The sequence below is a fragment of the Micromonospora sp. NPDC053740 genome, assembly GCF_040677775.1.
GTDB classification, from domain to species: Bacteria; Actinomycetota; Actinomycetes; order Mycobacteriales; family Micromonosporaceae; genus Micromonospora; species Micromonospora alfalfae.
This window is the reverse complement of sequence record NZ_JBFASO010000005.1, coordinates 17320-41020: the sequence shown is the minus strand read 5'-3', so window position 1 is coordinate 41020 and position 23701 is coordinate 17320. Positions and strand designations below refer to the sequence as shown.

Annotated in this window: 19 protein-coding genes and 1 pseudogene; 11 read left to right on the top strand and 9 right to left on the bottom strand. The window is 69.5% G+C overall.

Annotated features, from left to right (window positions below):
* Positions 1–26: 26 nt before the first annotated feature.
* Together AB0K35_RS15295 and AB0K35_RS15290 are read right to left on the bottom strand one after the other, a co-directional pair.
* A pseudogene (locus tag AB0K35_RS15295) lies at positions 27–1001 on the bottom strand (family 43 glycosylhydrolase); the annotation flags it as partial.
* A 55-nt stretch (positions 1002–1056) separates the two neighbouring features.
* Positions 1057–2082 carry a LacI family DNA-binding transcriptional regulator gene (locus AB0K35_RS15290; protein WP_238666865.1) on the bottom strand — a complete coding sequence of 342 codons (1026 nt, stop codon included), beginning with the start codon at positions 2080–2082 and terminating at the stop codon, positions 1057–1059.
* 411 nt (positions 2083–2493) lie between these two features.
* Here AB0K35_RS15290 and AB0K35_RS15285 point away from each other — a divergent pair, with 411 nt between their 5' ends.
* From AB0K35_RS15285 to AB0K35_RS15250, 8 genes are all read left to right on the top strand, one after another.
* Positions 2494–3810: an extracellular solute-binding protein gene (locus AB0K35_RS15285; protein WP_363885767.1), complete on the top strand. Its 1317-nt coding sequence runs from the start codon at positions 2494–2496 to the stop codon at positions 3808–3810.
* A complete protein-coding gene (locus tag AB0K35_RS15280) occupies positions 3807–4760 on the top strand; it encodes a sugar ABC transporter permease (protein WP_238666867.1) in 954 nt (317 codons plus the stop codon). Before AB0K35_RS15285 ends, AB0K35_RS15280 begins: the two co-directional genes overlap by 4 nt.
* Positions 4757–5581: a carbohydrate ABC transporter permease gene (locus AB0K35_RS15275; protein ID WP_238666868.1), complete on the top strand. Its 825-nt coding sequence runs from the start codon at positions 4757–4759 to the stop codon at positions 5579–5581. The genes AB0K35_RS15280 and AB0K35_RS15275 overlap by 4 nt, the downstream gene beginning before the upstream one ends.
* 3 nt (positions 5582–5584) lie before the next feature.
* A complete protein-coding gene (locus AB0K35_RS15270) occupies positions 5585–6739 on the top strand; it encodes a serine hydrolase domain-containing protein (protein WP_363885764.1) in 1155 nt (384 codons plus the stop codon).
* Between the two features lie 285 nt (positions 6740–7024).
* Complete coding sequence (locus AB0K35_RS15265; protein WP_363885762.1) at positions 7025–9490, top strand: glycoside hydrolase 43 family protein; 2466 nt, start codon at positions 7025–7027, stop codon at positions 9488–9490.
* Positions 9491–9694: 204 nt separating this feature from the next.
* On the top strand, positions 9695–12115 hold the full coding sequence (locus AB0K35_RS15260) for a family 43 glycosylhydrolase (protein WP_238668994.1): 2421 nt from the start codon (positions 9695–9697) through the stop codon (positions 12113–12115).
* Positions 12116–12143: 28 nt separating this feature from the next.
* The gene (locus tag AB0K35_RS15255; protein ID WP_238668993.1) at positions 12144–12776 is read left to right on the top strand and encodes a hypothetical protein; all 633 of its coding nucleotides are present in this window, start codon (positions 12144–12146) and stop codon (positions 12774–12776) included.
* A gap of 59 nt (positions 12777–12835) precedes the next feature.
* Positions 12836–13915: a hypothetical protein gene (locus tag AB0K35_RS15250; protein WP_238668992.1), complete on the top strand. Its 1080-nt coding sequence runs from the start codon at positions 12836–12838 to the stop codon at positions 13913–13915.
* A gap of 61 nt (positions 13916–13976) precedes the next feature.
* Here AB0K35_RS15250 and AB0K35_RS15245 read toward each other — a convergent pair whose 3' ends face one another.
* On the bottom strand, positions 13977–15290 hold the full coding sequence (locus tag AB0K35_RS15245) for a hypothetical protein (protein ID WP_363885760.1): 1314 nt from the start codon (positions 15288–15290) through the stop codon (positions 13977–13979).
* A 414-nt stretch (positions 15291–15704) separates the two neighbouring features.
* Here AB0K35_RS15245 and AB0K35_RS15240 point away from each other — a divergent pair, with 414 nt between their 5' ends.
* Positions 15705–17258, top strand: a complete 1554-nt coding sequence (locus AB0K35_RS15240) for a polysaccharide lyase family 1 protein (RefSeq protein WP_238668990.1) — start codon at positions 15705–15707, stop codon at positions 17256–17258.
* Between the two features lie 151 nt (positions 17259–17409).
* Here the strand turns inward: AB0K35_RS15240 and AB0K35_RS15235 are convergent, their stop codons facing one another.
* The 5 genes from AB0K35_RS15235 to AB0K35_RS15215 all read right to left on the bottom strand — a co-directional run bounded on the left by AB0K35_RS15235 (position 17410) and on the right by AB0K35_RS15215 (position 21250).
* A complete protein-coding gene (locus tag AB0K35_RS15235) occupies positions 17410–18720 on the bottom strand; it encodes a radical SAM protein (RefSeq protein WP_238668989.1) in 1311 nt (436 codons plus the stop codon).
* A gap of 61 nt (positions 18721–18781) precedes the next feature.
* A complete protein-coding gene (gene sodN / locus AB0K35_RS15230; protein ID WP_238668997.1) occupies positions 18782–19186 on the bottom strand; it encodes a superoxide dismutase, Ni in 405 nt (134 codons plus the stop codon).
* Between the two features lie 99 nt (positions 19187–19285).
* Positions 19286–20098 carry an inositol monophosphatase family protein gene (locus tag AB0K35_RS15225; protein WP_363885757.1) on the bottom strand — a complete coding sequence of 271 codons (813 nt, stop codon included), beginning with the start codon at positions 20096–20098 and terminating at the stop codon, positions 19286–19288.
* A 70-nt stretch (positions 20099–20168) separates the two neighbouring features.
* Positions 20169–20684, bottom strand: a complete 516-nt coding sequence (locus AB0K35_RS15220; protein WP_363885756.1) for a hypothetical protein — start codon at positions 20682–20684, stop codon at positions 20169–20171.
* A gap of 119 nt (positions 20685–20803) precedes the next feature.
* Positions 20804–21250 (bottom strand): hypothetical protein, encoded by a 447-nt coding sequence (locus tag AB0K35_RS15215; protein ID WP_363885754.1) that lies wholly within the window; start codon positions 21248–21250, stop codon positions 20804–20806.
* 207 nt (positions 21251–21457) lie between these two features.
* On the opposite strand from AB0K35_RS15215, the gene AB0K35_RS15210 reads away from it, so the two are divergent.
* Both AB0K35_RS15210 and AB0K35_RS15205 read left to right on the top strand, forming a co-directional pair.
* Complete coding sequence (locus AB0K35_RS15210; RefSeq protein WP_238668985.1) at positions 21458–22219, top strand: GNAT family N-acetyltransferase; 762 nt, start codon at positions 21458–21460, stop codon at positions 22217–22219.
* A 44-nt stretch (positions 22220–22263) separates the two neighbouring features.
* A complete protein-coding gene (locus AB0K35_RS15205) occupies positions 22264–22983 on the top strand; it encodes a tetratricopeptide repeat protein (protein ID WP_363885752.1) in 720 nt (239 codons plus the stop codon).
* On the opposite strand, the gene AB0K35_RS15200 is transcribed toward AB0K35_RS15205, so the two are convergent.
* Positions 22980–23696 (bottom strand): NAD(P)-binding domain-containing protein, encoded by a 717-nt coding sequence (locus AB0K35_RS15200; RefSeq protein ID WP_363885750.1) that lies wholly within the window; start codon positions 23694–23696, stop codon positions 22980–22982. The two genes, AB0K35_RS15205 and AB0K35_RS15200, sit on opposite strands and share 4 nt — an antisense overlap.
* Positions 23697–23701: the final 5 nt, after the last annotated feature.

The window sequence follows — 23701 nt, the reverse complement described above, 5'->3', positions numbered from 1 at the left end:
GACGCCTCCGCCCGGCCCCGTCCGGTTCAGCGCGCCACGTTCGCCCTCGCCGGGTCCACCGTCAACCCGGTGGTGGCCTCGTAGCGGACCGGGATGGGATCGGTGAGTTCCCCGACGAACGTTTCGTCGACGTGGTCGAGGAAGCCGATGAGGGACCAGCCGTCGGCGGGTCCGGGGACCAGCCGGGGCGCGTACAGGTGCGGGTGGGCGAACGGCTGGGCGGACGCGATGTCCCACGGCCCGAGGGTGGTCTCGCCGGTCGCCACCCAGATCCGGTGGTCGTCGTGCCGAGCGCTGCCGGTGGCCTCGGCGGAGAAGAGCAGCAGCGGCTGCCCGTCGAGGACCGCCACCTGGGGCACCTCCAGGTGACCGAAGCCGGCCGGAGTCGACAGCGGCGGCGCGACGGTCCAGGTGACGAGGTCGGTGGAGGTGGCGTGGCCGACGACGCCACGGGTGTTCGCCGGACCGGTGTTGGCGCGGGCGGTGATGAGCATGTGCCACCCCTCGCCGTCGGGGTCGGGAAACACCCACGGGTCACGCCACGCCTGCTCGTACCACAGCTCCTTGTCCAGCAGCTCGTACCAGGTGGGGTCGGCCTGGACGACCGGTTCGGTGCCGTGCCGGTGCCAGGTCATGAGGTCGTCGGAGACAGCCAGTCCGATGCGTTGGACGAGCCCGTCCTCCGCACGACTGACCCCGGTGTAGAACAGGTACCACCGTCCGTCCGGCCCGCGGACCGTGCAGCCCGTCCAGGTCGCCAGGTCGTCCCAGCTGGGCGCGTCGGCGGGGACCACGGCGTCGGCGACCAGGCGCCACGAGCGCAGGTCCGTCGAGACGGCGTGGCCGATGCCGGCCCGGCGGTGGCGGCGGTGCGGGTCGTGCAGGGCGCGGGACGCGCGCAGGAAGAACACGTGCCAGAGGCCGTTGTCGTCCCGCGCGTACCAGCTGTCCCACACCCAGTGGTCGGGTAGACGAAGCATGGACGGAAACCTAGCACTAAACCGTTTTAGCGTCGGTCAAAGCCCAAGCCGTCGGCACGGATCGGAGGGCCGGTGGTCAGCCGGCCGGTGGCGCGAGGGACCGGCGTCGGCGCAGGGGCATCGGAACGAGCGAGGGTTCGGCGGCACCCCCGTCCAGGAGTAGCTCGACAGCTCGCCGCCCCATCTGCTCGTGCGGTAGCGCGGTGGTGGCCAGGCTGGGACGCAACCAGGCGGCGATCGGGTCGTCGTCGAACGAGATGACCGAGATGTCCTCCGGGACGGTCAGCCCCGCCTCGCCGAGTGCCTGGTAGGCGCCGAAGGCCAGCCGGTCGTTCATGCAGATGATCGCGCTGGGTCGCTTCGGCTTGCTCAGCAGGCTGCGCATGGCCGCGTACCCGTGCTCGGGCAACCACTCGGTGCAGAAACACTCGGCCAGGAGGCGGACCTTCGCCTCGTCCAGCGTCTGTTGGATGCCGTGCAGGCGGGCGCGGGCGGCGAGCGAGACCTCCGGGTCGTCCTCCTTGAGTCGGTTGCGCCCGATGAGCGCGATCGCGTCGCGGTGGCCGAGCTCCAGCAGGGCGCTGGCGACGGAGCGTCCGGCCCCCTCGTCGTCGGGGACCACGCTGGGCAGGCCGTCGGGGCTGGTGGCGTTGAGCAGCACCACCGGGCCGCCGAGGATGGCCGCGGGCACCGTCAGCCGTCGGGTCGCCATCGCCGCGTAGATCACCCCGTCGACCTGCCGGTCCAGGACGGCCTCGATGGCGTACTGCTCGAAGGTGGCGTCCCCCTGCGTCTCGGTGATGAGCAGGACGTGGTCCCGTTCGCGGGCCGCGTCGAGGGCGCCGCGGATGAGGTCGCCGGCGAACCGGGTGGTGGCCACGATGTCGGAGACGAACGCGATGGTGGCCGTCTTGCGGGTGCGCAGGCTGCGCGCGGCGAGGTTGGGCCGGTAGCCGAGTTCCTCGGCGGCGGCGAACACCCGCTGGTGCGCCTCGGCCGAGAGCCGGGTGCCCTCCCTGCCGTTGAGCACCATCGACGCGGCGGTCTTGGACAGCCCGGCTCTGCGCGCGACGTCGGCGAGTGTTGCTCTGTTGCGGCCCATCAGTCCTCCGAATCAGGCGCGGTGCCACAGGCGCCGCTCCCGCCCATCATGATGCGTCGCCGTCCGGGAACGAGCGCCGGTCACGTCGGCGCGGTGTGAACCCGACGTTTCCGCACCGTTGCCAAGTTGTCCTTGACAGCTCCCCGCGCCACGCGCATGCTCTGCTAAATCAGTTTAGCGACCACTTCTGGTGCATCCAGAGGCGCCTTCGGTGGCCGTGCCGGGTTCTTTTCTGCTGACGGTACGGGTGCTGCGCCCGGGCGACAGGTCACGGCGTACGTGTCGTGGCGGCCACCCGGTCGCGGTGGTCCCGGTGGAGCCGTCGCGCGGCCATGGGTCGCGGGACGCGTGGAGATGTCAAGGAGTCATGAAATGACAGAATTGCTGACAAAGTTTCCGCGACGGAGAACTGTGCTCCTCGCGTCGCTGCTCGCGGTCGGGATGACCGCGACGGCCTGCAGCGCGCCGGGCGAGGACCGGTCGTCGACCCAGAAGTCCGATGCCGCCGTCAAGACGGAGCTGGGCACCGACCCGATCACCCTGGACATGTACGCCGAGACCGGCTTCCCGCTGGCCAAGGCGTTGGCCGACGAGTTCTCCAAGCAGCACTCGAACGTCAAGTTCAACATCCGTGAGGACCAGTTCACGGTGATCGTGGAGAACGCGCCCCGGGTGATGGCCTCGGACAACTCGCCCGACATCATCCGGCTCCCGACCATGGTCGACCTGGTCAAGGACGACCTGCTCAAGAACCTCGACCCGTACTTCACCGCGTACGGCTGGGACAAGTTCCCCGCCTCGCAGCTCATGCAGCTGCGCGTCGGCGAGAACACCCGGGGCACCGGCTCGCTGTACGGCATGGGGCTCGGCTACAGCGTCACCGGCGTCTTCTACAACAAGAAGCTGGCCAGTCAGATCGGCATGACCCAGCCGCCGACCACTGTCGCCGAGTTCGAGGAGCTGCTGGCCAAGGCGAAGACCGGCGGGGTCCAGCCGATCATGCAGTTCAACAAGAACACCGCGGGCATCAACTTCCCGCACCAGGCGCTACAGAACCAGTTCGGCGACCCGACCCAGGTCGCCGACTGGATCTTCCAGAAGCCGGGGGCCACGTTCGACACCCCGGCCGCCCTGAAGGCCACCCAGACCATCCAGAAGTGGGCCCAGGCCGGTTACTTCACCAAGGACGCCAACGCCCTTGACTACGCGGGCATGGTGGGGGAGTTCCAGAAGGGCAACGGCCTGTTCATGTTCAACGGCGACTGGGAGTCGGCCAACCTCGACAAGTCGATGCCCGGCAACGTCGGCTTCTTCCTCTTCCCCACCGAGTCTCCCGGTGGGAAGCACGTGGCGATGTCCGCCCCCAACACCTTCGGCGTCTCCGCCAAGGCCAAGAACCCGGACGCCGCCGCGTACTTCCTGAACTGGGTGCACACCAACGCCAAGGCCCGCGAGATCTCGGTGACCGTCGGCGGCTCCAGCCCCGGCGGCCCGAGTGACCTGCCGGTGCCGAGCGCCGCCCCGAACACGGTGCTGGCCGAGACCCTGAAGGCGTCGCAGCAACTCGGCGCGGAGAACGGCGCTGTGGACTTCACGGCGAACGCGACCGGCGGCATCTTCGCCGCCGCTATCACGCCGGAGATGCAGAAGCTGATCGCCGGTCAGCAGACGCCCGAGGGGTACGTGAAGGCGGTCCAGGCCGAGTATCAGAAGGAACTGTCCCGATGACGTCTGCCCTCGGCAGCGCACCAACCGGGCGTGACGATCGTCGCGCCCGCCCCACCCCCGCGCGGGCCCACCGATTCCGGTGGGCCCGCGCGGCCGGGACGGGCTGGTTGTACGTCCTGCCCGCCCTGGTGATGTACGCGGTGTTCGTGCTGCGCCCGCTCGTCCTGACGCTTCAGTACTCGCTCTACGACTGGAACGGCATCGGGGTGGCCCGCTGGGTGGGCCTTGACAACTACCTCACCGTCTTCACCGACAGCGACCTGCTGAAAATCATCGGCAACGCGATAGTGCTGATCGTCTTCTTCAGTTTCATTCCCGTAGCGCTCGGGCTGTTGGTGGCGAGCATGGTTCGCCGGATCACCACCGGCGCGTTCGGCACCGTCGTCCGGACCATCCTGTTCCTGCCGCAGGTCATTCCCCTGGTGGCGGCGGGCATCGCGTGGAGCTGGCTGCTCTCGTCGAACGGTCTGGTCAACCAGGCGCTGCGCGCGGTCGGGCTGGGTGGCGTCGCTCGTGCCTGGCTCGGCGACTTCGACACGGCGCTGCCTGCCGTCGGCGTCATCGGGGCCTGGGTCCTGCTCGGCCTCTGCACGATTCTGCTGGTCACCGGCATGAGCAAGATCGATCCGGCGTTGTACGAGGCCGCCCGCCTCGACGGTGCCGGTCCGGTCCGCGAGTTCCTCGCTGTGACCCTGCCCAGCCTGCGCCAGGAGATCGGCGTCTGCCTCACCGTCACGATCATCGCGGCGCTGGCGAGCTTCGACATCGTCTACATCTCCACCAGCGGTGGCCCCGGCCTCCAGACCACAGTGCCGGGCCTGGAGATCTACCGGCTGGCCTTCTCGCAGCGGCAGGTGGGGCTCGCCTCGGCGCTCGCTGTAGTGCTCATGCTGCTCGTGCTGGCGTGTGTGCTGCCGATCCAGCGCCTGAGCCGAGGGGAGAAGCCGTGAACCTGAGCCGACGCGAACAGCTGACCGGCCGGGTCTTCCTGATCGCCCTGATCGTCGTCACCCTGCTGCCGTTCGTGAGCATGCTCTCGGCGGCGTTGCAGCCCCGGGGCACAGTGCCCAGCGGCCTGGAGTGGCCGTCGGACCCACAGTGGGGGAACTTCGCCGACGCCTTCACCGCCGCGAACATGGGCGCCCTGCTCCGCTCCAGCCTGCTCATCGTGGCCGGTGTCGTACCGGTGTCGGTGCTCATCGCGACCATGGCCGGCTTCGGGCTCGGTCAGCTGCGGGTCCCCGGTGGCCGACTCGTCTTCGGTCTCTTCCTGCTGGGTCTGACCCTGCCGTTCGAGGCCGTGGTCACGCCGCTCTACTACCAGATGCAGGACCTCGGGCTGCTCAACACCCGCTGGGCCATCATCCTGCCGCTGATCGGGCTGTACATGCCGTTCGCGGTGTTCTGGATGCGGGCGCACTTCACCAACGTGCCTGTCGAGTTGTCCGAGGCGGCCCGGGTGGACGGCAGCAGCACGTGGCAGTTGTTCTGGCGGGTCCAGGTGCCGCTCGCCCGGCCGGCGATCGCCTCGCTGACGATCCTGATGTTCCTCTGGACGTGGAACCAGTTCCTGCTCGCCATCGTCCTCGTGGACGACGCCAGCAAACGCACGATGGCCGGGGCGCTCGGAGCGTTCCAGGGCCAGTGGGGCACCGACCTGGTGCTGCTGTGTGCCGGGTCGCTGCTGATCCTCACCCCGACCCTCATCGTGTTCCTGATCTTCCAGCGACAGTTCATCAAGGCCCTGATCCAAGGGTCAGTGAAGGGGTAGGCAGTGGTCACACAGCCGCAGATCCACGGCGACGTCGACGATCGCTTCGGGCGCGTCGCCGACGTCTTCCGCGACAACTTCACCTCCCGGGGAGAGGTCGGCGCCGCGGTCACCGTCTACGCGCGGGGCCGCAAGGTCGTCGACCTGTACGGCGGGGTGGCCGACACCCGTACCGGGCGACCGTGGGACGCGCACACGCCGGTCGTCGTCTTCTCCTGCACCAAGGGGATCCTGGCGATCTGCGCCTACCTGCTGGCCCAACAGGGCCGGCTCGACCTCGACGCTCCCGTGACGCGCTACTGGCCGGAGTTCGGACAGCACGGCAAGGCGGACATCAGGGTGCGCTGGCTGCTCACGCACCAGGCAGGTCTGCCCGCTGTGGACCGGCCGCTGACCCTCGACGAGGTGCTGGCGTGGGATCCGGTGGTCAAGGCGATCGAGGCGCAGGCCCCGCTGTGGGAGCCGGGTACGGCGCACGGGTACCACTCGATGACCTACGGCTGGCTGGTCGGCGAGGTGATTCACCGCATCACCGGCCAACTGCCCGGTGCGTTCTTCGCCGACATCGTCGCGGACCGGCTCGGGCTGCACACCTGGCTCGGGCTGCCCGCCGCCGAGAGCGACACCGTCGCCTGGGGCCTGGCACCGCCCCCGGACGCTGACCGGTTCGTGGACCCGGTCGCCGAACGCGGCATCACCATGGGAGGCGCCTTCGCCTTTCCCGCCGACGCCGACGGCCTGGTCAGCTTCAACGACGACGCCATCCGGGCCGCCGGTGTTCCCGGCGCGGGCGCGGTGAGCACCGCGGAGGGCCTCGCGCGCCTCTACGCCGCCTGTGTGTCGGACCTTGCGGGTGGGCCACTGCTCACGGCGGCGTCGGTGGACGACGCGGTGGTCGTCCGCTCAAGTGGCCAGCAGCGACACGGCCCGCCGGACTCGGGGCAGCGTTGGGGGACCGGCTTCCTGCTGCACTCGCCACCGGCGCGGCCGTTGCTGGGGGAGCGCAGCTTCGGCCACGACGGTGCGGGCGGGAATCTGGCCTTCGCCGACGCCGAGCACCAGGTGGGGTTCGGCTACGTGGTCAACCAGATGCGGGGGATGGGCGACGAGCGCGCCAACCGCCTCACCGCCGCCGTCCGCTCCTGCCTCGAAGCCTGACCTCCGGCGCCCCGCGCCACCTCGGTGATCATGAAGTTGTTGCCCTGACACGCCGTGCAAGGTGGCAACAACTTCATGATCACCGAGGCCGGGGGGTGGCGCGGGACCACGGCCCACTGTGGAGGGTCGGCGGTGTTACGGGGATAGTTCGGGCACGTTTCATTGATAGTCTTGACAGGCGTTGTTAGCGATAACACGATGGCCTTCACGCCGCTCTCGCGTTTGGAGCTCGTCTTGGTCGTGTCGGTCCGCTCGCGTGTCCTGAACATCGCCCGCGAATCCGCTGTGAACAGCCTGAACGCCGCCACCAACCACGCCAGCACCACGTTGACCCGACTGGCGTCCACAGTGCTCGCCGATCGTCTCCGTCCACTGTGCGCGCTCGCATCAACGGCCGTTCTCGTCGGTGCGATCCTGGTGGCCACCCCCGCCGCCGCGCACGCTGCCGACGGATGGTCGCCCCGATCGTCGTACACCTCGACCGACACCGGCGACGGCACCTACTCGGTGCCGCTGCTCAACACCGACGTGCCGGACATCAGCGTCGAACGGGTGCCGGCCGCCGAGAACGACGAGGGTCGCGACATCTACTACATGATCAGCACGACGATGCACCTGAGCCCTGGCGCGCCGATCATGAAGTCGTACGACCTCGTCAACTGGGAGATCGTCAACTACGTCTTCGACCGGGCGAGCATCGGCGACTCCTTCTCACTGCGCAACGGCCAGAACTCGTACGGCCAGGGCCAGTGGGCGTCGTCGCTGCGCTACCACGACGGCACGTTCTACGCGGTCTTCAACACCAACAACCTCAGCGGGGCGTACCTCTACCGCACCGACGACATCGAGAACGGCCCGTGGCAGCGCACCGCCCTCGGCCGCGGCCTGCACGACCCGTCGCTCTTCTTCGACGTCGACGGCACCCCGTACATCTTCTACGGCTCCGGCGGCACCAGCGCCGTACGCCTCAACGCCGGCCTGACCGCCATCGCGCAGGACTATCCGAACATCTTCACCGCCGGCAACTACGCCGGGCAGCCGTTCATCGGCGGTCTGTTCGAGGGCGCGCAGGTCTACCACATCGACGGCTGGTACTACGCCGTCATCATCACCTGGCCGTCCGGGCAGGGCCGCCAGGTGGTGATGTTCCGGTCGAAGGACCTGCTCGGGCGCTACACCTCGGCCGGTGGGGTCAACACCTACGAGGCGCGCGGAGTGCTCAACTCCAACGGCTTCGCGCAGGGCAGCCTGGTGCCGATCAGCCGCGCGGGCGGCGGGACCGACTGGCACGGCATGTTCTTCCGGGACACGTTCCCGATCGGTCGGATCCCGGCACTCATCCCCGCCACCTGGCAGAACGGGTGGCCGACCTTCGGCACCAACGGCGTCGTACCGGTCAACGGCCTGTTCGACAAGCCGATCCGGCTCAGCCCGGCCGAGGAGCTGTTCGAGCGGCAGAAGAGCATCGTCGCCTCGGACGACTTCGCCAACGACGCGCCGCACAAGGCGTACCAGGACGAGCAGTGGACGGTCCCCGCGCCGCTCGACCCGGCGGAGATCGCCCCCAACGGGTCGCGGCTGGACCTGGCGTGGGAATGGAACCATGCCCCGGACAACCGGTACTGGTCACTCACCGACCGCGACGGCTGGCTGCGGTTGACGGCCGGCTCTGTGGTCACCGGCCAGTACGTCTACACGAAGCTGTCCAACCGGGCCGAGCTGGCGTGGTTCGAGGAGGCACGCAACACGCTCTCGCAGCGGACGTTCGGGCCACGACAGTCGGTCCAGACCCGGATGGACATCTCCGGGATGAAGAACGGCGACGTCGCGGGCCTGGCGGCCTACAACCGCGGATTCTCGTACGTGGCGGTCAAGCGGGTCGGTGACGTCAACACCCTCGGCGTCGTGAACCGGTCGCAGCCGTTCGCGGTCGACCTCGACCAGTCGACGCTGGAGAACTTCCTCGCCGGCACGACAGTGTCGCTGGGCGACGCGACCGAGGTGCACCTGAAGGCGGACCTCGACTTCTCCTCGCCGGTCGGGCAACTGTGGACGACGTTCTACTACAGCCTGGACGGAATCCAGTGGACCCGGCTCGGCAACCGGGTGGGCCCGCAGGCGCTCGACGGCAGCCTCGCCCACTTCATGGGTCACCGGGTGGGCCTGTTCAACTACGCGACCCAGGAAACCGGCGGCCATGTCGACTTCGACGACTACCTGCTCAGCGATGTGCTGACCGCGCAGGCCCGGCCACTGGACACCACAGCCCTCGACGCGGCCGTCGCCCACGCGCAGACGCTCGACCCGCGCCACTACCCGGCCGACGCCTGGGCCGCGACGCAGTCCGCGCTCGCGGCGGCGACGGCGGCACGGGACGGCCAGTTCGGCACCCAGAACCAGATCGACGCACCGGAGCGGGCACTCAGCTACCAACTGGCCCGACTCGGAGTGCTGGCGGCGCTGCCGGTGACGGCCACCGCCGAGGCGCGTTGCCTGAGTGGCAGGACCTACCTGGCGGTGCAGGCGCGCAACGACTCGGACGAGCCGGTCGACATCACCGTCGAGACCCCGTACGGAAACCGGTCGTTCGCCGCCGTCGGGCCGGGAGCGACCGTCTACCAGTCGTTCAACACCCGCGCGTCGTCGGTGCCGGCCGGCTCGGCGACGGTCCGGGCCACCGGGGCGGTCGCCGGCCGGGACGTGACCACCGTCCACACCGCCCAGCACGCTGCCAACGCCTGCGGCGGATAGCCCCACCACGAGCCCTCGGCTCACCGACCAGCACCACCGGCGACGGCCGCGCGGCGCGGAACAGCGGGACCTGTCCCGCGCCGCCGGCCACTGTCGGACCGGTGGCGGCCGTCGACCCCCTGATGTCCGGACCACCCACGGAAGCGCACCCACCGATCCCCCGTACACCGATGACCGCACGTCAGAGATGAAGGAGGATGTCTCGTGGAACAACGAATGCGACGGGCGACCCGAGGACGGGTCGCAGCGCTCGCGACGGTCGGCCTGATGCTGACCACGGGGTTCGTCGCCCCGGCGGCGCCGGTCCAGGCCGCCGACACGAACCTCGTCGTCAACGGCGGCTTCGAGGACGGCCTGACCAACTGGTTCGTCAACAACGGAAACGCCGCCGACGGCGCCCAGTTGTCGGCCACGTCGGACGCCTACTCCGGCGCGAACGCGGCGCTGGTCACCAGCCGGACGACCACCGGGTCCGGCCCGATGCAGGACCTCAGCGGCAAGGTGCAGGCCGGCCAGGCATACACCCTCACGGCCCGCATCAAGTACGAGAACGAGAGCGGACCGGCGACGAAGCAGTTCTTCGCCACCATGCACTACGGCGGGGGCACCTACACCAACCTCGTCAGCGTGACGGCGACGAAGGGCCAGTGGGCGCAGTTCAACGGAACGTTCACGATCCCGACGACGCAGAGCGTGTCGACGGCGCGCCTGTTCTTCGAGACCCCCTGGACGAGCACGCCGTCCACCGACCCCGCAGTGCACCTGATGGACTTCAAGCTCGACGACGTGTCGGTGGTCGGCGCCGCGCCGCCCGCGCCCGCGTCGAAGACCATCGAGGTGGTCGGCAAACTGCCCGGGGAGCACAACCCGTTGATCGGGCACAAGTTCGGGGCTGACGGTTTCGGCCTCGTGCACGACGGCCGGGTCTACATGTACATGACCAACGACACCCAGGGCTACGCCCCGAACCCGACCACTGGCGTCTCGCCGGGGATCAACTACGGCGACATCAACCAGATCACGGTGATCTCTTCCGAGGACCTCGTGAACTGGACGGACCACGGTGAGATCCAGGTCGCCGGCCCGAACGGGGTGGCCCCGTTCACCGCCAACTCGTGGGCTCCGGGCATCACCAAGAAGGTGGTGAACGGGGTGGAGAAGTTCTTCCTCTACTACGCCAACGGCGGTGGCTCCAGCAACGTGATCACGGGTGCGTCGCCGCTCGGCCCGTGGACCAGCGAGCGCACCAGCACGCTGATCGACGGCCGTACGCCCGGCGCCGAGGCCGTCGCGTGGAAGTTCGACCCGGCCCCGTTCGTCGACGACGACGGCCAGCCGTACCTGTACTTCGGTGGTGGTCCCGCGTCGACGAGCATGCCGCCGTCCGAGCGCTTCAACAACCCGAAGAACATCCGGTCGATCGAACTCGGCGACGACATGGTCTCCACCGAGGGAACGGCCGCTGTGGTCGACGCCCCGGTCGCCTTCGAGGCGGGCCACGTCTTCAAGCGCCAGGGCAAGTACTACTTCTCGTACTCCTCGCACTTCGGCGGGAACGACTTCGGTGGCAGCCAGCAACCGCTCCCCGGTTACCCGGGGGGTGGCCAGATCGGTTACATGATCTCCGACGGGCCGATGTCGTGGCCGAAGGAGACCTACGCCGGTGTGCTCTTCCCCAACCAGTCGCAGTTCTTCGGGGCCGGCACCGGCGGTAACAACCACCAGTCGGTGTTCGAGTTCGGGGGCAAGTACTACTTCACGTACCACGCCCCGACGCTGAACAAGCGCATCAACGGCAACACCACCCAGGGGTACCGCAGCCCGCACATCCAGGAACTGACCTTCAACCCGGACGGCACCATCCAGCAGGTCGTCGGCACCTACGCCGGCGTGGAACAGGTCCGCGACTTCGACCCGTACCGCGTCTTCGAGGCCGAGACCTTCGGCTGGAGCAAGGGCGTCGCGACCACGAAGGTCGAGGGCAGCTCCGCCCAGTTCGGCGGCGCGGCACCCAACCTCGTGGTCCGTGACATCGACAACGGGGACTGGACGGCGCTGTCCTCGGTGAACTTCGGTGACAACGGCGCGCAGAGCCTGACGGCGCGGGTGCGTGCGCTCGCCGCCGGCGGGCAGATCCAGGTCCGGCTGGACGACGTCGACGGTCCCGTCGTCGGCACTGCCACTGTGGACAGCCAGGTCGGCCAGTGGGCCGAGGTGACCGCCGAGCTTGACGGTGTCAGCGGCGTGCACGACGTCTACTTCACCTACACCGGCCCGGCCGGTGTCGACCTCTTCGAGATCGACAACTGGGCCTTCGCGGCGGCCAGCCTCGACCTGCCCGTCACGCTCACCGCCTCCACCCGATGCGTGGGCGGCAAGGCGTACGTGACGGTGCAGGCGCGCAACGACCACGACGCGCCGGTCGGCATCACCCTCGAGACGCCGTACGGCGAGCGGTCGTTCACCGCCGTCGCACCGGGCGCGAACGCCTACCAGTCCTTCAACAGCCGTGCCGTGTCGGTGCCGGCGGGTTCGGCGACCGCCCGGGTGACCGGGGCGATCGGCGGACACGACGTGACGACAGTCCGCACCGTGCAACACCCCGCCGGCACCTGCGGCGGATAACCCCCTCATGGCGGAGAACGGAGATCACATGAACACATACAAACGGCGGCAGACACTCGCGGCCGGCGTCGTCGGCGCCGTGCTGACCGGGGCGGCGGTGCTGCCGTCGCCCGCACTGGCCGAGCCCGGTGACGACGCCAGCGTGCGGGTCACTGTCGACATCGACGAGATCAGGGAACCGGGCGTGCTCGCCCTGTCGATCGCCGGCGACGCCGTCGCGCTGTCCGAGGACGGCTCGACCCTGCTGGTTCGCCAGTTCGTCGGCACGCTGCCGACGGTGACTGTCACCGACACCCGTGTCGCCGACGAGGTGCCCGACGGCGCCAACTGGGCGGTGCTCGGCAGCGCTACCGACTTCGTGGGCACCACCGGCCAGGCGCCGATCACCGCCGACCACTTCGGCTGGAAGCCGCGCCTGCTCGACGGCGGGGAGACCGGCCTGGTCACCGAGGGCGAGGAGGTGGTGACCAGCCTGGACGAGGCGACCCAGCCGGGCAACAATGTCGGCCTCGTCGACCAGGAGCTGCTGGTCTCGGCCTTCGACTCCGAGGCCGTCGCCAGCGACTCGTACTCGGTGAACGCCGACCTGTACCTGCGGACCCCCGCGGAGGTCGCCGCCGGCGCGTACAGCTCCACGCTCACGCTCTCACTGTTCGAGTAGTGGCCTGGGCGGGGGCCCGGATCGGGCCCCCGCCCAGCCCCGTGCCGAAGGGCCGTTTCATGACCGTCACCCCGCTGCGCCGCGCGCTCGTCGTCCTCGCCGTCGCGTCCCTCGCGGTTGCGGCCGCGCCGAGCGCGGCGGCGGCGGAACCGGACCCGAAGGCCCTGACCTGGACGGTCCAACCGGCCACCGCGAGCGGGCCGGACCAACGCCGATGGATCAACGCGAGCCTCGACCCGGGGCAGGCGGTGACCGAACACCTGGCGGTACGGAACTTCAGCCGCACCGCCGTCGCCTTCTCCCTGAAGGCGGCCGACGGCTACCTCACCGACAAGGGCCGTTTCAACATGCTGTCGTCCGACCGCCCCTCCGTCGACGGCGGCACCTGGATCGACGTGCAGGAGAAGGTCACCGTCGGCCCCAACGAGACACGGGTGGTGCCGTTCACGATCACGGTGCCCCGGGGCGCCACACCGGGCGACCATCCGGCCGGCATCGCCGCTACCGTCACCAGCACCGGCGGCACTGTCAACGTCGAGAGCCGCGTCGGCTTCCGGGTGATGCTTCGGGTGAACGGCTCCGCGCAGGCTGCCCTGGCCGTCCGGGGCCTCGGGGCGACGTACTCCCCGTCGTGGAACCCCTTCGCCGGTGGCACGGTGCGGGTCCGCTACACAGTCGAGAACGACGGCAACGTCTGGGTCAGCGGAACGAGTCGGGTGGCGATGTCCGACCTCCTGGGCCGGAGCAGCCACGACGCCACCAGCGCCGTCGAGGAGTTGCTGCCCGGCGGCGCTCGGACGGTGCAGACCCGGGCCGACGGCGTCTGGGCCCTGGGGCGCCTCCGCACCACAGTCAGCACCTCGCCGACGCTTCTCGGCGACGGCCAGGCCGGGGCCGACCTCCGACCGGCCTCGGCCACCGTCACCACCTGGGTCGTACCGTGGGCGCAGCTCGCACTGTTGGGTCTGCTCGCCGGCCTGCTCCTCGGGCTGCGGGCGGCGTCCCGGCACCGGCGGCGTCGGCTGGCCGGGCTGCTGGCCCGCGCGAGGCAGGAGGGCCGGCAGGAGGGTCAGGAGTCAGTGCTCGTCGGGGGCGCGCCCGCTGCTGCCGAGCCCGACGCGAGCGACGCCCGCCGGTGACCCGGCGGCGCGAAGCAATCGCGCTGCCGGGTCGCGGCGAGGCGTCGCCCGGTCCGCGGCCTCAGGACCTGGACTGGCCCAGCAGCCAGCGCAGGATGCCGGCGTCCTCGTAGGTCGGCCCGAACGCCGCGTGGTAGTCCGGCAACGAGAAGGCAGCGTCGGCGTACTCGGTGTAGCGCACCAGGTCCGCTGCCTGCTCCGGCGTCTTGCCCCGGGCGGCGTACGCCTGCCGCAGCACCGACGTGGAGTTACGCGCGCCGGAGACGTTGAGCAGGTGGTCGTGCTCGCCGTGCGTGATCCACACCGGCACCTCGGCCGCCGCGATGGCGGTCACCTGGGTGGCGTTGACCGGGAAACCACCGGTCACCAACCCGCCGGCGAACAGGTCGGGACGCTTGGCGAACGCCTCCCAGAGCAGCTGGGAGCCGTACGAGACGGTTGTCGCGTACACCCGACGGGTGTCCACCGCGAACTGGCCGACGAACTGGTCGAGCAGCTTGACCAGCAGGTCCGCCTCGGCGACCCCACCGACCCGCTGGTGCTGGGGTGCCAGGACGATGACGTCCTCGGCGGTGCCGGTCCACTGCGGCTGGAGCCACGCTGTCGCCGGGATGTCGGCGGCGAGTTGGACGCCGAGGTTGTCACCGTCCCAGCCCATGCCGTGGCCGGGTAGGACGACCATCAGTGGGTATTTGCGGCCCGGCTGGTAGTTCTTCGGCAGGTGGTAGTGGTACGGCAGCACCATTCCGCCACTCAGGAACGAGCCGTAGGTGAACTCGTCGACCAGTTGGTTGACCGGCTTCTCGGTGACCGGACGCGATTCGCGCGGGGTGGCCCGGGCGAGCACCGGCCCCTTGCCGGCCCCACGGCCGGGCTGGCCGTGCACGTCCTTGCGCTGCACGACCCGGGTCGGCAGCTCCGGATTGACCTTCACCGTGCAGAGGAACGTCGGGCACTTGGAGACGATGACCGTCGAGCCGCCGGTGTCGGCGGGGTCGAGTTCGACGATGACGTACCGGCCTGGCGCCGATCGGTGGTCGGCACGGGTGCCTGGTGTCCCGTTGGTGTAGGTGTGGGTGACGGTCCGGTCGGCGAGCTTCGGCAGGTCCTCGATGGGGTTGAAGCGGAAGTTGTAGATGGTGTCGGTCACCGAGAACGTGGCGGTGTCGAGGGTGCGGGGGTTGACAGTGGCCCCGTACTCGATCGCCACCGCCGAGACCTTCTGGCCGTAGGTGTAGACGGTGGTGATCGGGGTGATGCTGCGGATTCCGTCGGTGGCGCCCCTGCTGTCGCTCGGGCTGCCGTACGCGGTGCCGGAGGCGCCGGCCAGGACGAGGGTGGCGGCGAGCGGGATCAGTCCTTTTCGCAGTCTCATGCGGGTCCTTTCTCGGGGGTGGAGCCCTCAGCCAGCGATCCGCCCGGGGACCGGGAGTGGGACGGGTCGGAGTCAGCCGGTCGCTAAACTGATTTAGCAGAGCATCGGTGGCGGGCTCGGCGGTGTCAATACCGAGCGCTGCAACAAACCTGCAAGCGTCAGCTATTGCGTTCAGGGAAACCGCTTTCCTACGATTGCGTTACATCGATGTTTCATATGACGGTCGGGCGAGCGATGTCACCGGGCGCACTCCGCTCACACGACACAACCCTGCTTCTACCAGGGCGCGAGAGACCTTGATGAAGACTCCGCGATTGACTGCCGCCAATTTCTGAATTCTGTCCGTGGGCGGGTGGGGTCGCGACGTCCGTCGATTCGAAGCCGGTAACGAGACGAATGCGAAGGTGAGACGACATGAGACGACCAGTTGTGCTGCGACGCCAGGCAGTGCTGGCCGCGGCGGCCGTGGTGATCGCGGTCGGGGTGGTGGCCCTGCCGACCCCGCAGGCCTCGGCGGCCGTCGGCAGCGCCACCGGCTACGCCACCCAGAACGGCGGGACCACCGGAGGCGCGGGCGGGCAGACGGTACGGGCCACCACCGGCACGGCGATCCACGCGGCTCTGTGCGGTCGGACCAGCAGCAGCACCCCGATCACCATCGAGGTCAGCGGGACCATCAACCACGGCAACACCAGCAAGGTGTCGGGGTCGAGCTGCAACACAGCGGCGGGCGTGATCGAGCTCAAGCAGATCAGCAACGTCACCATCATCGGGGTCGGCAGCGCCGTCTTCGACCAGCTCGGCATCCACATCCGCGACTCCAGCAACATCATCATCCAGAACGTGACGGTGCGGAACGTCAAGAAGTCGGGCTCGCCCACCTCCAACGGTGGGGACGCCATCGGCATGGAGAGCACTGTCCGCAACGTCTGGGTCGATCACGTCACCCTGGAGGCCTCGGGTGGCGAGTCCGAGGGGTACGACGGCCTCTTCGACATGAAGGACAACACCCAGTACGTGACGCTGTCCTACAGCATCCTGCGCAACTCCGGTCGCGGCGGCCTCGTCGGGTCCAGTGAGAGCGACCTGTCGAACGGCTTCATCACGTACCACCACAACCTCTACGAGAACATCGACTCCCGTACGCCGCTGCTGCGCGGCGGGGTCGCCCACATCTACAACAACCACTACGTGAGCCTGCACGAGTCCGGGATCAACTCCCGGGCGGGGGCCAGGGCCAAGGTGGAGAACAACTACTTCCGCGACTCCAAGGACGTGCTGGGCACCTTCTACACGAACGAGCGCGGTTACTGGCAGGTCGCCGGCAACGTCTTCGACAACGTGACCTGGTCCAGCGCCGGCAGCGAGAACTACCCCGCCGGCCCCAACCCGACCTCCAACACCACCGTCAGCATCCCGTACTCGTACCGCCTCGACGGGGCGAGCTGTGTGCCGGACGTCGTCCGCCAGACGGTCGGCGCCAACACGGGCCTGAAGGTGTCAGACGGCAGTTGCTCGCCGCAGACCCCGCCGCCCACCACACCGCCGCCGACCACGCCTCCGCCCACGACCCCGCCGCCCACCACGCCTCCGCCCACCGGCGGGACCAACCTGAGCCTCGGCGCGGGCGCCGACGGCTCCAGCAAGGCCAGCGGGACCAGCTACGGCAACGTGCGGGACGGCGATCTGAGCACCTACTGGTCGCCGGCCGGGTCGACCGGCACGATCTCGATCAAGTGGGGCTCCGCGACCCGGGTGTCCCGGGTGGTGATCCGCGAGCCGTCCGGCACCCAGGGCTCCATCGGGTCCTGGCAACTGATCAACAACGACAACGGAGCCGTCCTGGCCTCCGGCAGCGGAGCCGGTTCGATCACCTTCTCGGCCACCGCGATGAGCAAGATCAACTTCAGGATCAACAGCTCCAGCGGTACGCCACGGGTCGGTGAGTTCGAGACGTACGCCAGCTAGACGGGTGAGTCACAACCCTGCCGGTGTGAACCGGCGGGGTGTGGCTCGGCCGACTGCGGCGGTGAGCGGTATACCTCAGCGGTATGAACATGCCTCTGAGGTATACCGCTCCTCGGCGGATCGAACCGGGCGGGCCAGCCGAGGCCGTCCGTCACGAATCAGTGGACGGCAGGGTGTCCATGAAGGAGCTGACCGAGAAGACCGCCCGTCCGGGCCCGGCCGGGCCGTACCCGGGCGGGCTGGACAGGCCGTGGGCGTCCATCGTCGCCCGGTACGCCTCCAGCAGGCGGACGTGGTATTCGAGCGGCGCGCCCTGCGGGTTCGTCCGGCCCAGCGGTGTGGTGGGCTCCGGGCACCAGGTGGTGAACCGGGGCGTGATCCCCCGGGACATGAAGTAGTCAAGCCCTTCGGTGGTGGACGCGATCGCCTCGTCGACGCTGGTGAAGCCGTGCGGGGCGGCCATCTCCACGCCCGCCACGAAGTTCGGGATCACGTTGCGCGGGCCGAACACCTCGGCGGAGTCGAGGATGCGCCGGTGCCACTCCTCCCGACCGACGTACCGCTCCTTGCCCGGGCAGTACAACTCGAACAGCCGCTTGTCCCACACCTCGTAGTTGGGGTGGTAGATGCGGATTCCGTAGTCGTGGAACCGCTGCACATCGGCTCGGGGCAGCGCCTGGGCCACCACCTTGCCGATCCACCGTCCCGGAAACCGCTCCTCGATCGCCTGCGCGTACCGGCCGTAGAAATCGGCCTCGGCCAGCCCGTTGACCTGCGAGGTGATGCTGCCACCGGTCAGCGTGTACGCCTGCGACGCGCGATCGACGTCGTGCCGGTCGATGATCTCCAGGGCCTCAAGGACCTCGTCGACGGGCTTGACCCCGGTGTAGGGCCGGCCGGCCTGCTTGTGCTGGCGCCAGTTGTGGTTGATGTCGCAGTACTGGCACTCCTCCTTGGCACCGAAGTACTGGCAGACCCGAAACGCGGTCAGGTAGATCAGGTAGCCCCACTGGATCGTCGGGGCGACCTCCATCACCGACTTGCCGTTGGCGAGGGTGTGGCGGTAGTACGCCGGCATGGGGGGCAACCCGACATCGGCGATCGGCTGTCCGTCCAGGAACAGGCGCAGTCGACCGTCGCTGTCGGTGCCGACGCGGTACGGCGAGCTGGGGTTGGTACGGACCGACACGACGGTACGACGCAGGTCGTACGGGCCGCCGGTGAGCACGATCTCCTCCGGTGGCCGGCGCAGCGCCGCCGTCCCCAACTCCGGGAGCGTCCGGTGGTCGAAGGAGAAGATGAAGTACGACTTCGGCTTGACGTCGCCGTGCTCGTTGTCGGTCAGTGCCGCGTCGTCGAAGGCGAGCCCGCCCCGCAGCAGGTCCTCCTTGAGGACCGCCTCCCGTGGCACGTGTGGGAAACGGCCCATCAACTCTTCGACGAGGTCGGTGCGCGACGTCATGCGGTTCCTCCCGAACGCGGTACGCCGAACCGGGTGGCCGGTGCCACCGGGTGCCGGTTGATCAGTTCTGCTTGGTCTCCCAGAAGATCTTCGAGATCTCCTCGATCCTGCCGAGGAGCTGCTCGGCGACCGCCGGGTCCGCAGCGCCCTTCGCGCCGCCGGCACCCGCCAGCTTCGTCGCCTCGTTGAAGAGGCTGTGCAGCTGGGGGTACTTCTCGAAGTGCGGCTGCTTGAAGTAGTCGGTCCACAACACCCAGAGGTGGTGCTTCACCAGCTCGGCTCGCTGCTCCTTGATGAGCAACGCGCGGGTGCGAAACTCCGGGTCGTCGCTGGCCTGGTACTTCTCGGAGATTGCCTTGATCGACTCGGCCTCGATGCGGGCCTGCGCCGGGTCGTAGACGCCGCAGGGGAGGTCGCAGTGCGCGCTCGCGAGGGTACGCGGGCGGAGAAGGCGGGACAGGAACATCGGAATCCCTTCGACGGTGGTGCTCAGCTGACGTACGTCCGGGCACGGCGGCCCTGACGTGATCATCTAGGGACGCTAGAACCTCAACCGCACTTCATGTCAAGGCCGGGTCGATAGCGAGCCCTGTTTCCGGACGAGCGTCAGCAGGGCGGCGTGCGTCCGCTCGTCAGCGGCAACGACGAGACCGTCCCCACCGGTGTGCAGCGGCTGACCGTCGAGCCCGGTGACCACGCAGCCGGCCGCTTGGCAGAGCGCGATTCCGGCCGCGAAGTGGACGCTGTTCCGCAGGTCGTGGCGGTCGGTCACATAGGCGGCGCGGCGACCGGCGGCGACCCAGGCCACGGCCAGGCTGGTGGAGACCACCCGGGGCCGGAACCGTTCGAGGAAACCCTCGTCCGTGAGCAGGCGGGCGGCCAGGAAGCCGTCCCGGTTGGGAAAGGGCGGGTCGAGATTCAGGTCGACGAGCGTCGACTCGGCCGAGGGGACGAGTCGCTCGTCAGTCCCCGCGCTCCGGACGTACGCGGCGGTGCCGTCGGCCCAGAACACCTCGGCGGCGAACGGGTCCACCGAGGCCGCCACCGTGACGTCCGACCCGACCCGCAGGGCTACGTTGACCGAGGCCAGCATGGTCCGCGCGGCGAAGTTCAACGTGCCGCACAGCGGATCGACCAGCCAGGTGCGCCCGTTGTCGCCGGTACCCGTACGCCCGCTCTCCTCGGCCACCACCGCGTCGTCCGGACGCGCCGCGCGCAGGACGTCGAGGATGGCCCGCTCGGCCTCGACGTCGGCAGCGGTGGCGAAGTCACCGCCGCTCTTCATGACGCGCGTCAGCTCCGAGCCGTACCGGGAGCGGACGACTGCGCCCCCAGCTTCCGCCGCCTCGATGGCCAACGCCTGGTCTGTGATCGACATGCCCGAACCATAGGAGCCGTCGGCAACGTCGATGACAGCCCCACACCCGGGCCGTGGGTCACCGGGCAGGTCAGTCCGACAGTTCGATGATCGGTAGTTGACTGACGACCGCCGTCATGATCATGGGAGCGTCGCCGTCACACTGGTTGACCGAGACAGCGACCCACCGACCCTCGGTCACCGTCGGCCCCCAGACCGTCAGATCGCCGAAGCAGTCCCTGTCGCTGAGCGACTGGAACAGCGCCGGCATTGGTGCACCTGCCTGATGCCGAAACAGCGGCACCCGCATGCAGACCCTGCGGTGCGCACCCCACCTCCGGTCCAACTCCCGTACGACGAGGGCCAGGTTCGCCTCGGCGGCCTCCTCGGCCTGGTTCCATTCGGCGCCGTACACACCCGTCAGCGCCTCGCTCTCCCAGAGCGGAGCGATCCGGAAGCCCGCACCCCGGGTGCCGGTCCACTCACCGGTGGCCGGGTCTCCCTCGTCGACCGGGACACCGTCCGTGGGCAGGTCCGCGGCGAGCAGCGACTCGATGTCGGACACCGTCCGACCAGCGTCGAACACCTCGCCGGCCCGGCCGGTCATCGGGGGACTCCTCGTACCGCTGGCGGCCTGTACCGCATCGTCCGCACCACCCGTCTCCGTCGGCTCTCCGGCCCTCGATCATCGCACCGTGGGCCAGCCGACGAGGGGGCGGGCATCGGTCAGGAGATCGCCTTCTGCACCAGCTCGGTGATCTTCTTCTCCACGGCCGGGCTCCACTGCTGCAACGCGTACGCCACCGGCCAGAGGTCCCCGTCGTCGAGGTTGGCCGGGTCCTGGAAGCCCACTGTCGAGTACCGGTAGTTGAACTTGCCGGAGTCCTGGAAGAAGACGACGATCTTGCCGTCCTCGTTCGCGTAGGCGGGCATCCCGTACCAGGTCTTCGGCGTCAGGTCGGGGGCGGCGGCGGTCACCGTCACGTGCACCCGCTCGGCGAGCGCGCGGTCCTCCGGCTCCATCTGCGCGATCCGGTCGAGGACCGCTTGCAGCCCGTCCGCCTTCTTGGCGCCCTTCTTGCCCTCGGCGCGCAGCTCGGCGGCGCGTTCCTTCATCGCGGCCCGCTCCTCGGCGCTGAAGCCGTCGGACACGGTAGTGGTCTTCGCGGACATTCTCGGGCTCCCTATCGTCGTGCAGGTCGGCATGCTGCCGTCCACCTGGGGAAAGGCTAGGGCGCTCGGCCCAGGCGGGCTTCTCGATTCCTGATCGGTTCGAGACCGGACAGCAGGTGGCGGGCCTCGTGCCAGTGATTTGCCGGTCCGCGTGATCGGTGGCTAGGTTGTCGACCGAAGCAGAACGACCGGTCTAGGGAGTCCGTGATGAACATCAGCGCCGATCGGATGGCGGCGGCGTACTTCGACGCCTTCGAGACGCTGTGCACAGTGACCCCGAAGGGCGGGTACGCCGAGATGGGCACCGCCCGCGCGGGGGTGACGCAGGCCGGCGTCGCGACGCTCAACGCGGCCTACGACAGGTCCACCCAGCCCGATCTCGGTTCACTCGACGAGATGGCGACCGAGGTCGGCAGGCAGGCCGCGCACTGGTCGATCATCGTCAGGGGCGAGGCGGACGACCAGGTCGCTGGCCTCGCGGCCCGGCACGGCCTCCTTGAACGCGCCGAGCTGCCCCTGCTGGCCTGCGCGGCGGACGATCTCACCTTCCGTGCCGGCTCGGCAGAGCGACCCTCGGTGCGTCAGGTCGGCGCCGCCGAGAACGACCTCTACACCGACGCGCTCACCCGGAGCTTCGAGGTTCCCGAGGGCCTCTTCGGATCGCTGACGGGCGGTGCGGTGCTCGACGCCGAGCCCATCACCGGCTACCTGGCCGAGGAGTCGGGCCAGCCCGTCGGCACCGGGCTCGGGATGCTGACGTCCGGGGTGGTCGGCGTGTTCAACATCGCCGTGGTTCCGTCCGCCCGGGGCCGTGGCCTCGGCCGGGTGATCACCGAAACGGTTCTGCGGGACGGCATCGCTGCCGGCGCGGATGCCGCCTACCTGCACACCAGCGTGATGGGTCGCCCGCTCTACGAGTCGATGGGCTTCACGCTCGTGGAGACCTGGACCATGTTCCACGCGCGGTGACGGACGATGTCGACCGGGCGGTGCCAGTGACGGGGGAGAGGGCCATGACCTTCAGTGAGAGCGTGCGTTCGGCGTTTCGGCGGGGCAAGACCGACGCCGTGGTGCGGATGAGCGAGGCCGAGATCGAGCGGGCGCAGGCGGCCGGCGACCCGGCGGGCGAGGTCGAGGCCCGGTACAGCCTCGCCCGGGTCGCCATTCGCGGCGGTGACCTGCCGGGCGGAGAGGCCCGGGCCCGGGAGGCACTGGAGGTGGCGCTGCGCTCCGGCGACCGCAGCCTTGAGGAACGGCCGAGGCACGTGCTGGCTGGCGTCGCGCGGATGTCCGGCGACCTGCTCCGCGCCCGGGACCTGTACCGGGAGAGCATCGCGCTCAACGAGGCGCTCGGCCAACCCGAGACGGTCAACTCCGAATATCACAACCTCGCATTCTGCGAGCTGGGGCTGGGCAACCTCGACGTGGCGCGGACGCTGTTCGCCGAGAACCGCGAGCGGGTGTTCGACAACGGGTGGGCCGACTTCGTGCCGTACGTCTGCGTCGCCGGCGCCGCGCTCGCGACCGCCGAGGGGGACCACTCCCGCGCGGCCCGGATGATCGGCGTCGCGGACGCCGCGTTCGCGGCGCTCGGCCAGGTGCCGGACCCGGACGACGCGGCGGACCTCGCCCGGATGCGCGTCGCAGCGACCGAGGCGCTCGGCCCGACCGACTTCGACCAGCAGTACGCCGTGGGCCAGCACCTCGAACCGCGGGCGGCCTTCGACGTCTAGGCGGCCTCGGGTGCGGTCGAGGCTCGGGCGGCGGTGATGGTCCGTCCCCGCTCCGACTCCGGGAAGCGGTCGAGCATGGCGCGTACCTCGTCGGCGCTCACGTTGGCGCCGAACAACTCGCTGCCCGGTTCGAGTCGTACCCCCTCGGCCAGCGGGCCGGCGACGACCGGATCGAAGCCGAGCGCGTCCACCAGGGCCGCGACCTCGGTGAGGTCGGCGTCGTCGTCGCCGGCGATCGCGATGGCCTTGCGGCCGCTCGTCCCCGCCGGCCGCGCCTCGTCCTCCAGGTCGTGATAGCCCATGTGGTTGAACGCCTTCACGACGCGTGAGCCGGACAGGAACGCCTGGACGGTCTCGCTCGACGAGGTACGCGGGTTGGTGAGGTCGTCACGGATGCCGTCGATCTCCCACCAGTAGTTCATGGCGTCGACGACGAGCTTGCCGCGCAACGCCTCGGCGGGAACGCTGCGGTACTTGCCCAGGGGCAGGGCGAGGATGACGACGTCGGCGTCGGCTGCCGCGTCGACAGCCGTGGTGGCCTCGGCCCCCGGCGCGAGGACCTCGACGGTGAGGGCGATCTTCGCCGGGTCGCCGGAGCCGGCCACCCGTACCCGGTAGCCGGCGGCGACGGCGAGCCGGGCGAGCACCGTGCCCACCTTGCCGGCCCCGAGGATGCCGATGGTCGCCGGCCGGCTCCGGTCGTTGTCGAACATGGTCG

Coding starts and splice junctions, on each gene's coding strand:
- AB0K35_RS15290 (WP_238666865.1), bottom strand. CDS start 2,082: ATGGGCCGCAACAGAGCAACACTCGCCGACGTCGCGCGCAGAGCCGGG.
- AB0K35_RS15280 (WP_238666867.1), top strand. CDS start 3,807: ATGACGTCTGCCCTCGGCAGCGCACCAACCGGGCGTGACGATCGTCGC.
- AB0K35_RS15255 (WP_238668993.1), top strand. CDS start 12,144: ATGAACACATACAAACGGCGGCAGACACTCGCGGCCGGCGTCGTCGGC.
- AB0K35_RS15250 (WP_238668992.1), top strand. CDS start 12,836: ATGACCGTCACCCCGCTGCGCCGCGCGCTCGTCGTCCTCGCCGTCGCG.
- AB0K35_RS15245 (WP_363885760.1), bottom strand. CDS start 15,290: ATGAGACTGCGAAAAGGACTGATCCCGCTCGCCGCCACCCTCGTCCTG.
- AB0K35_RS15240 (WP_238668990.1), top strand. CDS start 15,705: ATGAGACGACCAGTTGTGCTGCGACGCCAGGCAGTGCTGGCCGCGGCG.
- AB0K35_RS15235 (WP_238668989.1), bottom strand. CDS start 18,720: ATGACGTCGCGCACCGACCTCGTCGAAGAGTTGATGGGCCGTTTCCCA.
- sodN (WP_238668997.1), bottom strand. CDS start 19,186: ATGTTCCTGTCCCGCCTTCTCCGCCCGCGTACCCTCGCGAGCGCGCAC.
- AB0K35_RS15225 (WP_363885757.1), bottom strand. CDS start 20,098: ATGTCGATCACAGACCAGGCGTTGGCCATCGAGGCGGCGGAAGCTGGG.
- AB0K35_RS15220 (WP_363885756.1), bottom strand. CDS start 20,684: ATGACCGGCCGGGCCGGCGAGGTGTTCGACGCTGGTCGGACGGTGTCC.
- AB0K35_RS15215 (WP_363885754.1), bottom strand. CDS start 21,250: ATGTCCGCGAAGACCACTACCGTGTCCGACGGCTTCAGCGCCGAGGAG.
- AB0K35_RS15210 (WP_238668985.1), top strand. CDS start 21,458: ATGAACATCAGCGCCGATCGGATGGCGGCGGCGTACTTCGACGCCTTC.
- AB0K35_RS15205 (WP_363885752.1), top strand. CDS start 22,264: ATGACCTTCAGTGAGAGCGTGCGTTCGGCGTTTCGGCGGGGCAAGACC.
- AB0K35_RS15200 (WP_363885750.1), bottom strand. CDS start 23,696: ATGTTCGACAACGACCGGAGCCGGCCGGCGACCATCGGCATCCTCGGG.